This window comes from Pseudomonas chlororaphis (genome assembly GCF_001921865.1).
GTDB lineage: Bacteria > Pseudomonadota > Gammaproteobacteria > Pseudomonadales > Pseudomonadaceae > Aquipseudomonas > Aquipseudomonas chlororaphis_D.
The window spans coordinates 26,121-41,355 of the sequence record NZ_MSCT01000010.1; the positions used below are offsets into that span (position 1 = coordinate 26,121).

At 61.6% G+C, this 15,235-nt stretch carries 11 protein-coding genes; 8 read left to right on the plus strand and 3 right to left on the minus strand.

The annotated features are described in order from the left end of the window. Positions 1-2: 2 nt before the first annotated feature. Both BTN82_RS12500 and BTN82_RS12505 read right to left on the minus strand, forming a co-directional pair. Positions 3-986 (minus strand): GlxA family transcriptional regulator, encoded by a 984-nt coding sequence (locus tag BTN82_RS12500; protein ID WP_075119443.1) that lies wholly within the window; start codon positions 984-986, stop codon positions 3-5. A 52-nt stretch (positions 987-1,038) separates the two neighbouring features. Further along, on the minus strand, positions 1,039-1,911 hold the full coding sequence (locus BTN82_RS12505) for a LysR substrate-binding domain-containing protein (protein ID WP_075119444.1): 873 nt from the start codon (positions 1,909-1,911) through the stop codon (positions 1,039-1,041). Between the two features lie 135 nt (positions 1,912-2,046). Here BTN82_RS12505 and BTN82_RS12510 point away from each other — a divergent pair, with 135 nt between their 5' ends. The 7 genes from BTN82_RS12510 to BTN82_RS12540 all read left to right on the plus strand — a co-directional run bounded on the left by BTN82_RS12510 (position 2,047) and on the right by BTN82_RS12540 (position 12,408). Further along, positions 2,047-3,108 carry an agmatine/peptidylarginine deiminase gene (locus tag BTN82_RS12510; RefSeq protein ID WP_075119445.1) on the plus strand — a complete coding sequence of 354 codons (1,062 nt, stop codon included), beginning with the start codon at positions 2,047-2,049 and terminating at the stop codon, positions 3,106-3,108. Further along, positions 3,105-4,013 (plus strand): N-carbamoylputrescine amidase, encoded by a 909-nt coding sequence (gene aguB, locus BTN82_RS12515; protein WP_075119446.1) that lies wholly within the window; start codon positions 3,105-3,107, stop codon positions 4,011-4,013. Before BTN82_RS12510 ends, aguB begins: the two co-directional genes overlap by 4 nt. Position 4,014: 1 nt before the next feature. Then, positions 4,015-5,118, plus strand: coding sequence for an extracellular solute-binding protein (locus tag BTN82_RS12520; protein WP_075119447.1), 1,104 nt, complete (start codon positions 4,015-4,017; stop codon positions 5,116-5,118). A gap of 63 nt (positions 5,119-5,181) precedes the next feature. Next, on the plus strand, positions 5,182-6,300 hold the full coding sequence (locus BTN82_RS12525; RefSeq protein ID WP_075119448.1) for an agmatine/peptidylarginine deiminase: 1,119 nt from the start codon (positions 5,182-5,184) through the stop codon (positions 6,298-6,300). A 634-nt stretch (positions 6,301-6,934) separates the two neighbouring features. Beyond that, positions 6,935-7,978, plus strand: coding sequence for an EAL domain-containing protein (locus tag BTN82_RS12530; RefSeq protein WP_261792959.1), 1,044 nt, complete (start codon positions 6,935-6,937; stop codon positions 7,976-7,978). Positions 7,979-8,130: 152 nt separating this feature from the next. Continuing rightward, positions 8,131-8,757, plus strand: a complete 627-nt coding sequence (locus tag BTN82_RS12535) for a response regulator transcription factor (RefSeq protein WP_075119450.1) — start codon at positions 8,131-8,133, stop codon at positions 8,755-8,757. Beyond that, the gene (locus BTN82_RS12540; protein WP_075119451.1) at positions 8,758-12,408 is read left to right on the plus strand and encodes a transporter substrate-binding domain-containing protein; all 3,651 of its coding nucleotides are present in this window, start codon (positions 8,758-8,760) and stop codon (positions 12,406-12,408) included. A 447-nt stretch (positions 12,409-12,855) separates the two neighbouring features. Here the strand turns inward: BTN82_RS12540 and BTN82_RS12545 are convergent, their stop codons facing one another. Then, the gene (locus BTN82_RS12545) at positions 12,856-13,167 is read right to left on the minus strand and encodes a hypothetical protein (protein ID WP_075119452.1); all 312 of its coding nucleotides are present in this window, start codon (positions 13,165-13,167) and stop codon (positions 12,856-12,858) included. A 552-nt stretch (positions 13,168-13,719) separates the two neighbouring features. On the opposite strand from BTN82_RS12545, the gene BTN82_RS12550 reads away from it, so the two are divergent. Then, positions 13,720-14,922: an EAL domain-containing protein gene (locus BTN82_RS12550; protein WP_075119453.1), complete on the plus strand. Its 1,203-nt coding sequence runs from the start codon at positions 13,720-13,722 to the stop codon at positions 14,920-14,922. The last annotated feature ends 313 nt before the right edge of the window (positions 14,923-15,235 follow it).

Consider the following 15,235-nt stretch of genomic DNA (forward strand, 5'->3'; position numbering starts at 1 on the left):
CCTCACTTCACCAACCGCACTTCCTTCGACGGCCGATAGCCGAAATACGAGCTGTAGCACTTGCTGAAATGGCTCGGCGACACGAAACCGCAGGCCACCAGCACCTCGACCTGGGACAGCTCCGTATGCTGCAACAGGCGTCGCGCCTCGATCAGCCGCAGCTCCAGGTAATAACGCTGCGGCGTGCTGCCCAGTTGCTCCTTGAACAGCCGTTCGATCTGGCGGCGGGAGCGGCCGGCGTAGATCGCCAGTTGGTCCATTTCCAGGGGTTCTTCGAGGTTGGCGTCCATCAGCTTGACCACTTCGCGCAGGGGCGCGCTGAGGGAGACGTGGCGCGAGGGTTTGATGCGCCGGTAGCGCGATTCCTCGAAGGCGAGGATGTCTTCGATACCTTCGATCAGGGCCTTGTCGTGCAGGCCCTTGACCCATTCCAGGGCCATGTGGAAGGCGCCGGTGGGGCTGGAGGCGGTGAGGCGGTCGCGGTCCATGACGTAGGCTTCGCTGGTGACCTGGGTGACCTTGGCGATTTCCGCCAGGGCCGGGCGGTGTTCCGGGTGGATCGCGCAGCGGTAGCCGTCGAGCAGGCCGGCGGCGCCGAGGAACCACGCGCCGTTCCACAGGCCGGCGAGGGCGATGCCGCGCTCGGCGGCGCTGCGCAGCAGGTGGTTCAGTTCGTCGTGGATCTTCAGCTCGGTGCGGTAGCCGCCGCAGATCACCAGCAGGTCCAGGCCCGCCAGCGCGTCGAGGCCGATGCGGCGGTCGGGGCGGATCACCAGGCCCAGGTCGCTGGTCACCTCGTCGGCGTGCAGGCCGAAGGTGCGGCTGGAGAACAGCCCGGGGCGCAGCAGGTTGGCGGTGACGATGGTGTCCAGCGCCTGGGTGAAGGCCGGCAGGGAGAAGTGTTCGAGCAAAAGAAAACCGGCCCGGCGCTCCTGGCTCGGGCGCTGGTGGGGTAGGCCTGTGTCGTGCTGCGGTCGCTGGCTCACTCTGGGTCTCGCTTGAATCGTCGAATACGGGGTTCGGTCACGGGCGGTCGGTCTAGCGGCTTGCCGGGCGCTCCGGCAACTGGGTTTGCAGCCACTGGCTGAACGACAGGGTCAGCGGGCTTTTTTCGCTGTCCCGATGAATCAGGCAAGCCCAGTTTGCACCGCGCACAGTTTGCTCGCTCAAAGGCTGCAAGACACCCTCCTGGCACGCCTGGGTCGCCAGCAACTGGCTGACCAGGGCGATGCCGTGGCCGGCGCAGACCGCATCGAGCAACAGCCCCGGGTCGGAAAAATTCAAACCGTTGCTGCGTTGGCCGACGTCCGCGCCACCTTGCACGGTCCAGTGGCTCCAGTCCATTTCCCGTTCGCCGTGCAGGGTGGTGCGCCGCTCCGGCGTCTGGCGCAGCACGTCCGGGTGGGCGGCGGGAAACAGCCAGTCGCTGTAGAGCAGATGGTAGCTGCATTCGGCCTGGGCGCTGAGGTCGTCGCGAATGCTCAGGTCGATGGTCTGGGTGGCCATGTCCGGCGGCTCGAAGGAGGTGAACAGCCACAGGTCGATTTCCGGGTACTGGCGGTTGAATGCCCCCAGCCGCGGTAACAACCAGTGGCGGGCGAAGGCCGGGGTGGTGTTGACCACCAGCTGGTTGGGCTTGCGGTACTGCTCCAGGCGGCGGATGCCCACCGACAGCTGTTGCAGCATCGACTGGGTGGTGCTGTACAGGTCGTGGCCGGCGTCGGTCAGGCTGACGCTGCGGCCGCTGCGGAAAAACAGCGGCTGTTCGAGGAAGGTTTCCAGGCTGCGGATCTGCTGGCTGATCGCCGACTGGGTCAGGTGCAGCTCCTCGGCGGCCTTGTGGAAACTGCCCAGGCGCGCGGCGGCTTCGAAGCCGCGCAGGGCGTTCAGGGGTGGCCAGTGTTTGAGCATGATCGATAAGCCCTGCTGATCAGTTGTGCGCTAAATCTATCGTTTGTTGCGCGGTTTATGAAGCCATAGCATGGGTTCCATTCCGCGAAGGCGGTTTTCAGTCATAAAAAATACTTAACTGAAAGGTGAGCGAACATGCAGCGTAACGGCGATCAAGGCACAGGTTGGACCCTGCCCGCGGAGTGGATGCCCCATGCGGCGACCTGGATGGTCTGGCCGCACAACCAGGCGCTGTGGGAGTCCGCCTGGGGCGTGACCCTGGCCCAGGTGCAGCAGGACTTTGCCCGTGTCGCCAATGCGATTGCCCGTTTCGAGCCGGTGAAAATGGTGGTCGACCCGTCCGCCCGGGCCAGCGCCAGCGCCTTGTGCGGCAGCAATATCGAGTTGATCGAACTGGCGGTCGACGACAGCTGGTGCCGCGACTCCGGCCCGAGCTTTATCTGCCACCCGCAGCAGGGCCTGGCCGGGGTCAGCTGGCGCTTCAACGCCTGGGGCGGCAAGTCGGCCCACGAGCTGGACGAAAGCCTGGCCCGGCGCGTGCTCAACCGCCTCGGCCTGGACTGCTTCGGCACCGCGTTGAGCAACGAAGGCGGGGCGATCCATGTCGACGGCGAAGGCACCTTGATCACCACCGAGTCGGTGCTGCTCAACCCCAACCGCAACCCGGGCGTGAGCAAGGCCGAAATCGAGGAAATCTTCAGCCGCCTGTTGGGTGTGAAGAAGACCATCTGGCTGCCGGGCGACCCGGACTATGTCACCGGCGATATGACCGACGGCCACGTCGACGGCGTCTGCGCCTTCGCCCGCCCGGGCCTGTTGCTAGTGGACGCGACCCACGAGCACGGCTCGGTGTACGCCGAAGTGGTACGGGAAAACCGCCGCGCCCTGGAGCTGGCCAGCGATGCCCATGGCCGGCGTTTCGAGCTGGTCGATCTGTACGAAGCCAGCGCCGCGGTGGACGTCGAGGCCGAGGTGTTCTGCGCCTCCTATACCAACTTCTACATCGCCAACGGCGCGATCATCATGCCGGCCTATGGCATCGACGCCGACCGGGCGGCAGCTGAAGTACTGGCGTCGGTGTTCCCCGACCGCGAGGTGGTGCCGGTCGAGATCAACCAATTGGCCCATGGCGGCGGCGGGGTGCATTGCATCACCCAGCAACAGCCGGCGTGGCCGCTGAAGGAGGCCAGGGCATGAGCCTGCTGAACATCGCTACCACCCAGATGGCCTGCACCTGGGACCTCAAGCGCAACCTCGACCAGGCCGAGCAATTGGTGCGCGACGCCGCGGCCCGGGGCGCCCAGGTGATCCTGTTGCAGGAGCTGTTCGCCACGCCGTACTTCTGCATCGAACAGGACCACAAGCACCTGGCGCTGGCCGAGGAGTATGGGCAGAGCCCGATCCTCAAACGCTTCGCTGACCTGGCCCGGGAGCTGGGGGTGGTGCTGCCGCTGAGCTGGTTCGAGCGGGCCGGCAACGCCTACTTCAACTCGCTGACTGTGGCCGATGCCGACGGCCGCCTGCTTGGGGTGTACCGCAAGACCCATATCCCCAACGCCATCGGCTACCAGGAGAAGGAGTATTTCAGCCCCGGCGACACCGGCTTCAAGGTCTGGGACAGCGCCTTCGGCCGCCTCGGAGTCGGCATCTGCTGGGACCAGTGGTTTCCCGAGACCGCGCGCTGCCTGGCGCTGATGGGCGCCGAGGTGCTGTTGTTTCCCACGGCCATCGGCTCCGAGCCGGGCGCCGCCGGCCTGGATTCCCGCGACCACTGGCAGATGACCATGCGCGGCCATGCGGCGGCCAATATCCTGCCGGTGGTGGCGGCCAACCGGGTCGGCGAGGAAGTGGCGACTGGCGACCCGCAGTTGCGGATGCGCTTCTACGGCTCGTCGTTTATCTGCGACCACAAGGGCCAGTTGCTGGCCGAGGCCGGCCGCGACACCCCCGGGCTGCTATTGCAGCGCCTGGACCTGGCCGCCATGGCCGAGGAACGCCGCACCTGGGGTATCTACCGCGACCGCCGTCCGGAAATGTACGCCGCGCTGCTGGGCCTGGACGGCCGGCAGGTCCATGCACGCTGGAACACTCAAGGGGCTTGAGATGAACATTCGCCATACGCCTGTGCTCTGCGCCCTCGGCCTGCTGTTGGGCGGTGCCCTGGGCAGCGTCCAGGCCGAAGAGAAAACCCTGCGCCTGTACAACTGGGCCGATTACTTCGCCGAAGACACCCTGGCGCGCTTCACCGCCGAAACCGGGATCAAGGTGATCTACGACGTGATGGACGGCAGCGAGGTGCTGGAAGCCAAGCTGATGACCGGCGGCAGCGGCTACGACCTGATCTTTCCCGGCGACACCGTGGCCGAGCGCCTGATGCGCGCCGGCAGCCTGCAGGCGCTGGACCCGGCCAGGCTCGTCGCGCTGGCCGACATCGAGCCGGGCCTGCAGAAGCTGCGCACGCATTACCCCCATGCCAGTAAAGCGACCGTGCCCTACACCTGGGGCACCATCGGCCTGACCTACAACGAGCAGCAGATCCGCGAGCGCCTGCCGGATGCCCCGGTGAACAGCCTTGACCTGCTGTTCAAGCCGGAACTGGCGGCGCGCTTCGCCGACTGCGGGATCTCGATGATCGACTCGCCGGACGAAGTGCTGGCCGTGGTGCTCAACTATTTGGGGCGCGAGCCGCGCAGCGCCAAGCCGGAGGACCTGGCGGCGGCCAGCGAGCTGCTGCTCAAGCTACGGCCGTACATCCGCAAGTTCCAGTCGCAACCGGTGACCGACCTGGTCAACGGCAACCTGTGCCTGTCCCTGGGCTACAGTGGCGACATGACCCAGGCCCAGCGCACCGCCGACGCCGCCGGCAAGCCGGTGGTGTTCCAGTACCGCATCCCGCGCGAGGGCACCACGGTGTGGATGGACAACATGGCGATCCCGGCCGATGCCCGGCACCCGGAATACGCCTATACCTTTATCAACTTCGTCATGCGCCCGGAGAACATGGCGGCCATCAGCAACTTCACCGGCTACCCGACCGCCAACGCCAAGGCGCGGCCGAGCGTCGACCCGGCCATGCGCAACAACCCGGATCTCTACCCGGACGAAGCGGCCTTCGAGCGGCTGATCCCCGGCAAGGACATCCCCCAGGCCGACATGCGGGCACGGATGCGCGCCTGGACCAAATTCAAGACCGCGGCGGTCAAGTGACCGCGGGTTGCAACCCCAGGGCGCCGTACGTAGCGGCGCCAGTACCCTGAGAGAGCCAAGCAGATGCCAACGCGTCGCACATTTATCCAACAGGTTTCAGTGGTCGGCGGCATGAGCCTGATCGCGTCCATGGGCCTGCACCTGCCCCGGGCGCTGGGCGCCGCCCGCGCGGACTGGTTCATGCCCGACGAGGGCGACCGGCATCGCCGCGCCTTTATCGCCTTCGGCGCGCAGGAGGACATCTGGGAGGACTTCACCGCCGACGTGCAGCAAGCCCTAGGCCGCATCGCCCGCGCCATCGCCCGGCACGAGCCGGTCACAGTGTTCTGCCGCGACAGCGAGCGCGACCTGGCCGAAGAATTGTGCGGCAGCGATAACACCAGCTTTGTCGTCACCGAACTGGACGACATCTGGATGCGCGACATCGGCGCCAACTTCGTCATCACCGAAGCCGGCGACCTGGGCGCGGTGGATTTCAACTTCAACGGCTGGGGCAACAAACAGCAGCACGCCGACGATGCCCGGCTGGCCCGGCAGGTGGCGCAGAACACCGGCGCCCGTTACATCCGCAGCGAACTGGTGGGCGAGGGCGGCGGCATCGAGGTCGACGGCCACGGCACCGCGATCATGACCGAAAGCAGCTGGATCAACGCCAACCGCAACCCCGACTGGAGCAAGGCCGAGGTCGAGGCCGAGCTGAAGGAACGCCTGGGCCTGCGTAAAATCATCTGGCTGCCGGGGATCAAGGGCAAGGACATCACCGACGCCCACGTGGACTTCTACGCGCGCTTCGTCAGCCCCGGGGTGGTGGTCGCCAACCTCGACACCGACCCCGAGTCCTACGACCACAAGGTGACGCTGGCGCACCTGGAGATTCTCAAGACGGCCACCGACGCCGACGGCCGCCGGCTACAAGTGCACACCCTGTCGCCGCCGCTGCAACCGCGCAGCAGCAAGTTCAGCAAAGGCAACCCGGACTTCGCCGCGGGCTACATCAACTACTTCGTGATCAACGGCGCGGTCATCGCCCCGCAATTCGGCGACAAGGCCGCCGACGCCAAGGCCTTCGAGCTGCTGTCGCGCCTGTACCCGGAGCGCGAAGTGGTGCAACTGAACATCGACGCGATCGCCGCGGGTGGCGGCGGCATTCACTGCGTGACCCATCACCAGCCAGCGGTGTAGGGGCACACGCGACACCCAGGGCTTTCCCGCTTTCGTTCCTACGGCTCATCGCGAGTTTTAGGACAGAGGGTTGGGAAAGCTCTCATGTTTACGGCTTTGCGCATTGATAGGGTCGGTGCCTGAGTGTTGGATGCGGGACCTGAGCTTTTGGATGCGCAGATCTCCACCTGCGCCTGGCGCTACAAAGAGACTTTTGAGGTGTTCAGTTCGGAACGGTCTTAACGCCTGCTTGTAGTCATCTCGCGTAACGTCCCTGCGCCAGTAGCGCAGTGCCTCATATGCCTCTTTCGATGTGCAGGCCCACTCGCTGTTTTCTACGTCTGTTCCTCTACTTCGCACGTCGAACGTCCCCGGTCGAAAGCGTTTACGGCTATTCAAGCTAGCTCTTGGGAAATTTCCTACAGATTGCCGAGATAAATCCTTCGCTTCCAATGAAAGGGAGTCGCCAGAATTTTCCCCTCAAGTCATTGGCAGAGTAACTGGCGAGATGTGCTCCCCTAGCGTCCTGGTTTTAGAAGATCAATCGTTTCAGCGTGGCGCGCTAGTTACGGCTCTCCAGCACCTGGGTGTCGACGATATTTTGCAGGCGGCTGACAGCGAGCGGGCCCTGACGCAAATAGACCGGGCGGGAGGCGTGGACATTGTGTTTTGCGACCTGAGCAATACGGCCGTCAACTGTCTGGACTTTCTGACTCAGGTCGCAGAGAGCGGCTTGGTTCGTGCGGTTGCACTGTGCAGCGAGCTGAAGCCGGAACTGCGCCGCGCAGTCGAACAGATGACCTGCCTTTCGGGGTTGCAGATGCTCGGCGTCATGAGCAAACCCACGCAACTGTATGCGTTGCAGGAAATCCTGAGTCGTTATTCTCGCCGACGACCGACACCGGACGTCGAGTCGTCGCCTCACTCCAGGCTCCCGAGCGAGGAGGACGTGCGACGGGGCCTGGCCGAGGGGGAGTTCAAGGCCTGGTTCCAACCCAAGTTCGATTTGAACACTGGCGCGGTGGCCGGGGCAGAGGCGCTGGTGCGTTGGCAGCACCCGGTCAGGGGCCTGTTGTTGCCCAAGGACTTTCTGGCGGCTGTGTTGGCCTACGACCTGATCGACGACATGCTCAAGCAAATGCTGGAGCAAGGGATGAGTTTGCTCAATGCCTTGCGCCGATCCGGTCTGGCCCTGGAGTTGGCGTTCAACCTTCACGCTTCGCAATTGGCCCGCAACGACCTGATCGAGCACATTGAACAACTGTTGAAGGGGCACGGCTTCCCAGGATGGACGTTGTTGTTCGAAGTGGCTGAAAACGGCTTGCTGGATGTTCCTCGCACGACCCGGGAAAACCTCCAACGCCTGCGCATGATGGGGTGCAGTCTGTCGATTGACGATTTCGGCATGGGCTTTTCATCGTTGACGTTGCTCTGCCAACTGCCGTTCAACCAGCTCAAGCTCGACGGCCAGCTCGTCCGATCCATTGAGGCCCCTCGCACCCATGCGATGGTCACCAGCACCGTGGCGCTGGCCCGCGCGCTGAACATGAGCCTGGTGATCGAAGGCGTCGGCAGCCAGGTTATCCGCGATGGATTGGTGGCGATGGGGTGTTCATTTGGCCAGGGCTTCCACCTGGCGCGTCCGATGGAGGCCCAGCGGTTTCTGCGGTGGTTGCAGGAACCTGATTCACCCACTTGAAAGCGTCAGCCCAGGTTCCTCAAACAGCTCGATATAACGACCTGATTACTGAGTGATCCGGGCAGCATAAACCGGTGATTTGTTCCATACTTTTGTGATGCATGGCCATTCTGTCACTGGTATTTTCCTGTGCGTATTGCAGTGAGGTTCAAATGCATAAAGCGTTGATTGTAGACGATCATCCCTTCATTCGGGCGACGGTGAAGGTGTTGCTCGAGCGTGAGCAATTCGAAGTCGTTGGCGAGTCCGACAATGGCGCCGATGCCGTGCAAATGGCTCGCAAGCATGAGCCGGAATTGATCCTGCTGGATATCGCCATGCCCAGTCTCGACGGCCTGGAAGTCATCAGTCGGATCAAGGCGCTGAAACTGTCGAGCAAGATCCTGGTGTTGACCTCTCAGTCCGCGGCGTTTTACGCCATGCGCTGCATGAAGGCGGGCGCGGCCGGTTATATTTCGAAAACCGATGAATTGAGCGAGCTGAGCAAAGCGATCAAGGCGCTGATGGCCGGCTATACCTTTTTCCCCAACCTTGCCGGAAACTCTGTACGCCGCAGCGACATCGACTCCACCGAACTGGAGATGATTCGCGGCCTGTCCGATCGAGAGCTGGTCATCTTGCAGCAACTGGCCCGGGGCCTGAGCAACAAGGAAATCGGTGATGCCATGTTGTTGAGCAACAAGACCGTCAGTACCTATAAAACCCGCCTCATTGAAAAACTCAATGTGAAGTCGGTGGTGTATCTGGCCGACTTTGCCAAGCGCAATAACCTGATCTAAATGAAAACTTCTCTGTGTTGCCTTGGGCTGACCCTCTGCCTGCTCGGTCAGTTGGGGAGTGTTTCGCCGGCACAGGCTGCGGTGCAAACCCTGAACCTCTTGGGTCGTTCGAACGGTGAACTGCCTTCGGTCGTTCTGGATGAAGCGGACTGGCGCTGGTTGCGCGATAAAGGATCACTGCGCCTGGGGGCATCGCTGCCGGACAGCGCGCCCTTCGGCATGATCATCGGGGGCCAGGATTACGAGGGCATCACGGCCGATTATGCCGCGCTGCTGGCCGGCATGTTGCACATCAGGATCGAAGTGCTTCGTTATGATTCCCGGGCCGAGGCGATGCGGGCGCTCAGGGACGGTGAGCTGGATCTGGTGGGTACTGTCAACAGTTTCGATGGGACAGATCCGGAGCTGGCGCTCACCAGTCCCTATGTGCAGGCACCGTCGGTGCTGGTGACGCGCAGTGGCACCGACAAGGTGTTGGCGCCAGACCTGGCTGGCAATCGCCTTGCCGTCGTTGATCGCGTTCAGCCGACGGATGCGGCCACCGCAAACTACCCCGAGGCTGCGCTACAGCTGTACCCTTCGGCCCAGAGCGCGATCGGCGCCGTGGCATTCCATCAGGCGGATGCGTATCTGGGCGATGCCGTCAGTACCCATTATCTGGTCGGCAAATACTTCTTCAATGACGTCCATCTGACGACGTTGTCGGGGGTGTTCAGCACGCATTTCTCGTTCGCCCTGAATCAGCGCAACCGTCAGCTCCTGCAGATCATCAATGCGGCGCTGGAGGTGATCCCGATCGGCGATCGCATGACGATCCTGCGTCGGTGGGGAGCAGGGGACCTGAACGTTGCCAGCCTTGGCCCGCTCCAGTTCACAGAAGCCGAACAACGCTGGATGCACAAGCACCCTCGGCTGACAGTGGCCGTCAACGACGGTCTTCCGCCGGTCTCCTTTTTTGATGGGCAGGGTGAATTCCGGGGTATCGGCGCCGAGGTGCTGGCCAAGGTCAGCCAGCGCACGGGTCTGAAATTCGATGTCCTGCGCAGCAGCTCGATGGAGAAATTGATCGAGCAGGTCCGGGCCGGCAATGCGGATCTGATCGCGGCCTTCACCCCCAGCGCCGTCCGGGAAGGCGAACTGCGGTTCACCCGGCCTTATCTGACCAGCCCGTTTGTCCTGATCACGCAGGAGGGGGCAGACAGACCGCAATCGCTGGAAGGCATGGTCGGCAAACGACTGGCGATGCGGCGTGGCAATGCGCTGAGTGAGTACATTCGTGGGACATTCCCGGGTATTCAACTGGTCGAGACAGCGACGTCGGCCGAGGCCTTGGCGTTGCTGGACAAAGGCGAAGCGGACGGTGCCCTCAATTCGCTGATCAACGGGCGATACATGATTCTGCGCCAGTACCGCGACCGTCTGCGGGTGGCCAGTGTTGTCGGTCCTGTGTCGGCACCGACCGGGTTCGCCACCGATCGTGGGGCGCTGGAGCTGTACTCGATTCTGGACAAGGCCCTGCAAAGCATTCCTCCGGAAGAACTGGATGAACTGACGAGCCGTTGGCGCCACGACGTGGTGATCGATAACGACAGCTGGTTGCACCATCGCTCGGCGGTCATCCAGGGGTTTGTCATTTTCGCGCTGTTGCTGATTCTGGCGGTGGTCTGGATCGTTCATCTGCGCAAACTGGTGTCTATCCGTATGAAGGCCGAGCTGGCGCTTAACGACCAGATGGAATTCATGCGGGCCTTGATCGATGGCACCCCCCATCCGATTTACGTGCGCGACCGCGAAGGCCGACTGATCAGTTGCAACTCGGCCTACCTGGACGCGCTGGGCCTGCCGCGCGAAGCCGTGATGGGCAAGCGTCTGATCGACAGCTCGGTGGTTGGGCATTCCGATGCTCAGACGTTCCAGGCTGAATACGTCAAGGTCATGGAGAGCGGCACGCGATGGCTCCAGGATCGCACCTACATCCACACCGATGGCGTGGTGCACACGGTGTATCACTGGATGCTGCCGTATCACACCAGTGAAGGCGTGGTGATGGGCATCATTGCTGGCTGGATCGACATCAGCGACCGTCAGCGCCTGATGGATCAATTGCAGAGTGCCAAGAAAAGCGCCGACGACGCCAACCGGGCGAAAACCACCTTTCTGGCGACCATGAGCCATGAAATCCGCACGCCGATGAATGCCGTGATCGGCATGCTCGAACTGGCGATGAAGAAGGCCGATCAAGGCGTCATGGACCGGTTCGCAATCGAAGTGGCCTCAGGCGCGGCCCGGGGGTTGCTGGATCTGATCGGCGACATTCTCGACATCGCACGCATCGAATCCGGGCGCCTGTCCCTGACCCCGGAACGGGCCAGCCTGCGTGAGTTGGTCGAATCGGTGGTGCGCATGTTCGAAGGGGTGGCGCGGCAGAAGGGGGTGCGGCTGTTGCTGGATTTCGACCTCAAGGCCTGTCGCGATGTCCTGATCGATCCCCTGCGTTTCAAACAGATCCTGTCCAACCTTCTGAGCAACGCGATCAAGTTCACCGACGAAGGCGAAGTGCGCTTGAGCGTTCAGACGGTACTCGGCGTGTGCGGCGAGCGCCTGGCGATTCATGTCCAGGTGAAGGATTCGGGCATTGGCATTTCGGCCGAAGATCAGGCGCTGCTGTTCAACCCGTTCGGCCAGGCCCGCAATAATCATCAGTCGGCGCGGGGTGGTTCGGGGTTGGGGCTGGTCATCAGCCGTACCCTGTGTGAAATGATGGACGGGCAATTGCACCTGACCAGCGTACCGGGCAAGGGCACACAGATTGATATCCGCCTGGATCTTCTGATCCTGCAACCTTTGCCCGCCGCCGAGTCGCCCGCGGCCGAACTCACGGGGCAGGCGAGTGTGCTGAACATTTTGGTGATCGACGATTACCCGGCCAACCGCTTGCTGCTCTCCCAGCAATTGTCTTACCTGGGTCACAGCGTCAGCGACGCCGAGGACGGCGCCCATGGCCTGCGCGCCTGGCGCAATGGCCATTTCGATGTGGTGATCACCGACTGCAACATGCCGGTCATGAACGGTTATGAATTGACGCGGGCCATCCGTGACGAAGAAAAGTCCTCGGGGGCCGAGCCTTGTTTGATCCTCGGTCTGACCGCCAATGCCCAGCCAGAGGAAAAAGACCGCTGCCTGGCAGAGGGGATGGACGACTGCCTTTTCAAACCGATCAGCCTGGGTGACCTGAGTGCCCGACTTGCCTCGGTGCAGTCCGGCTCGGAATCATCTACGCATGGCGCCCTGAGCCCTGTTGTCGAGGGCGACATCGATCTGAGCAGCCTGCAGCAACTGACCCGTGGCGATCACGGCGCGATCAGGAAGTTGCTGGGGGATCTGGCCAGCAGCAACGAAGAGGATATGTTGCGGCTCATCAAGCTGTTCGGCGAGCACGACTTGTCGGGGCTTTCCGATCTGGCCCATCGGGTCAAGGGCGGGGCGCGGATCATCAAGGCAGGCCGTCTGATCCTGTGCTGCGAGCAGTTGGAAACCGTCTGTATGGGGGCTGACGCTGACGCTCTGACAGAGGCGGTGGATGCGTTGCAACAAGCGATGGAGCAATTGATGCACACGCTGGAGCAACGTATCGGTGAGCCGGCGCTGTAGTTTTTTGCATCACTTCCCGACGTGGGGCCGAAAAGCCGCGGCTCCGGTATGCAGATGCCTGGGTACGCCATTCATGTGTATGCGGTCCTTCTCCTTGTCAGGGGGACTGCCTGGTTCACCCGGCCCCCCGCACATCCAGTTGCCCGCTGACGTCCTGGCGATCAGCCGATTTGAGCCTGCCACGACGGGGCGCACTATCGGGGTAGAAGAGGTGTGCAGGGCTGTGAGTGTCGAGGGCTGTGGCGCCGACGATGTCGCCGCCGGATAGATGCTACTCAGATGGACGCTGTTGGCATCGCCGGCATGCAGTTGACCGTCGCGCCGGCTGCCGCAGTGCCGCAAAATTTTAACGTTTTAATAAAGTTGCGTTATCAACGAGGCCGTTGTTGATGGCGGATGGGCGTGTGAGTGGAGTGTTGGTGGGGGCGCCTGATAGGGAATCACGTACTACACACGGTTGAACATGATGTTGTTTTCCTTGGCAATCAGTTGCGCGCGCTCCACTTTCAATTTCAGGGCGTTTGCAGCCGCCTGCAGGGATCGTCCGGATTCAGCCAGTTCCCGCAGAGCGGGGGCAAATTTCGCGCGTTCGGCCCGCTGGACTTTTTGATGACCCGCGACAGGCCTCTCGGAAAGGAGCCCGCTATGGCCTGACGGGATGTTCTGGATCGTTTTTCCGGCGGCAAGAAACGCCTCTTTGGACTTTTCCAGGTCAGAAATAATGGCTGCGCGTGGGGCGGACATGGGGTCGTCAATCACTGCAAATATCCTATCGGCTTCATACGTTGCTTTTGGAGAGATAAAAAGACGTGAGTGCCTCGCCAACATAAATGTCGGGAAAGTACGTTCAGAGCGTCATGAGTGGCGGCGAACTTCCGGTTTGTGTTCCCTTCACTTGTTAAGTTGTTTCAATAACTGTTCGATCTGTAGTGTCAGATTCTGGCGGGTGGCGCTACCCCTTTCGCAATCTTCGCCGTGCCACGATTGGCTGTGCGCGATCAGCAACTCAAGATTTTTTTTGTGTCGCCTAAGCAGGACTCGTAGTTGTCTTCGATCTTTAGTCATGTCCGACTCGGTCTGGAGAGGTTGGCCGATATCCATAGCCAATTGATGCGCAAACGTTAATGAAGGCCGCAATGCACTGTCTGTAGGAAAATTCGCAACGATCAAACACGCCTGCGGGGTCATAGTCGGCGGTAATACTCCGGTTTTTCGCTAGGAAATTTCCTACTTTCAGAAGGAAGTTTCCTAGAGATGCCGGTTGACCAAGTCCGGACAATTGGCTCATTCCTTTCAGAGTGAGCTGCTTCCATGCCCATGCTCCCGCTACGTATTCTGGTTCTTGGCGACATGGCCTCCCATTCTTTGATGGTGGCCAACGTGCTACGGCAATCTGGATGCCAGGAAGTCTTTGTTGCCGTGGATGAGGGGCAGGCACTCGCGAGTCTCGAACAGATCGGTCCGGTGGATGTCACGCTTTGCGTCTTGCGCAAGGAGGGCGGGGGCACCCTGGACCTTTTGCAGGCCATGGGCCGTTCCGGGCTGGCAGGGTCGATCATCATCAGCAGTACGCTGTCGGCCGATGCGCGCAGTGTGCTGGGGCAATTGATTGCGCTTTTGGGCATGGCGCTGCTGGGCGATGTCAACAAGCCTTTGCAGCCCGGGGCATTGCAGCTGTTGCTGGCCAAGCACTGGAACGAACCCATCAACGAAGCGGGCGTGTTGCCTGTCGTGCCGGCCACCGAAGAAGAGGTGCGTCGGGCCCTCGCCGGCCATCAATTGCACACGTACTTCCAGCCCAAGTTCAATCTGCGGACGGGAGGCGTGTGCAGCATCGAAGCCCTGGCGCGCTGGCACCATCCGTTCAAAGGTGTCTTGCCGCCCTCGGTGTTCATGCCGGTTATCGAACGTTGCGGATGGCTGGATGAGTTGCTGTTCCTGCAACTGGAACAAGGGCTGAGGCTCCAGCGCCAGGCACTCGATCAAGGGTTTGCCCTGAACGTCGCGTTCAATCTGCATGCGGGGCAACTGGTCAACCCGGAACTCCCGGGCCGGATTCAGACCATATTGGCGGCTCATGATCTACCCGGCTCCGGGCTGACCTTCGAGCTGACCGAAACGGGGTTGCTCGAAGCACCGGCTATCAGCCTGGAAAGCCTGGTGCGCCTGCGAATGATGGGCTGCAGCCTGTCTATCGATGACTTCGGCGCGGGTTTTTCTTCGTTGCAGCGGCTGTGCCAGTTGCCGTTCAACGAAATCAAACTCGATGGCGAGTTCGTGCGCGGGCTCAGACATGAACCGCGCCGCCGTGCCGTTATCAGCAGCACTCTGGCGCTCGGCGAAGCGCTGGGCATGTCGGTGGTGGTCGAAGGGATTGAAACCGAAGAACAGCGCACAGTGTTGTTGGAACTTGGTTGTACACAAGGGCAGGGCTACTTGTGCGCGCGGCCGATGTCGGCGGCCAGTTTGTTGAACTGGCTGGATCTTCAGCGAGGGGCAGAGGCCAGTTATTAAGTGGCTTATTCACGTACGCAATGAATGAATTGATTCGGAAAACGCATAACGCCAAAGACATTTATTACATGTTCTTTGGCGTTTTTTATGGGCGTATTTCTGATGTGCGTTAGCTAGGAAATTTCCTACAAACAGCAGGAAATTTCCTAACTGAATTCACCGTGCAACTCGAGAAAATACGATCACTTGATTCCATTGTGATGCTTGTTCGCTACGTAAAACGAAGTTCGATTCTCGTCGTTTCCGGATGTGAGTCGAGAGTTGTCGGCAAGGTTTTTTATCCGCAATCGAATTAAACGCGAAAGTTATCACG

Coding starts and splice junctions, on each gene's coding strand:
- BTN82_RS12505 (WP_075119444.1), bottom strand. CDS start 1,911: ATGCTCAAACACTGGCCACCCCTGAACGCCCTGCGCGGCTTCGAAGCC.
- BTN82_RS12510 (WP_075119445.1), top strand. CDS start 2,047: ATGCAGCGTAACGGCGATCAAGGCACAGGTTGGACCCTGCCCGCGGAG.
- aguB (WP_075119446.1), top strand. CDS start 3,105: ATGAGCCTGCTGAACATCGCTACCACCCAGATGGCCTGCACCTGGGAC.
- BTN82_RS12520 (WP_075119447.1), top strand. CDS start 4,015: ATGAACATTCGCCATACGCCTGTGCTCTGCGCCCTCGGCCTGCTGTTG.
- BTN82_RS12525 (WP_075119448.1), top strand. CDS start 5,182: ATGCCAACGCGTCGCACATTTATCCAACAGGTTTCAGTGGTCGGCGGC.
- BTN82_RS12535 (WP_075119450.1), top strand. CDS start 8,131: ATGCATAAAGCGTTGATTGTAGACGATCATCCCTTCATTCGGGCGACG.
- BTN82_RS12540 (WP_075119451.1), top strand. CDS start 8,758: ATGAAAACTTCTCTGTGTTGCCTTGGGCTGACCCTCTGCCTGCTCGGT.
- BTN82_RS12550 (WP_075119453.1), top strand. CDS start 13,720: ATGCCCATGCTCCCGCTACGTATTCTGGTTCTTGGCGACATGGCCTCC.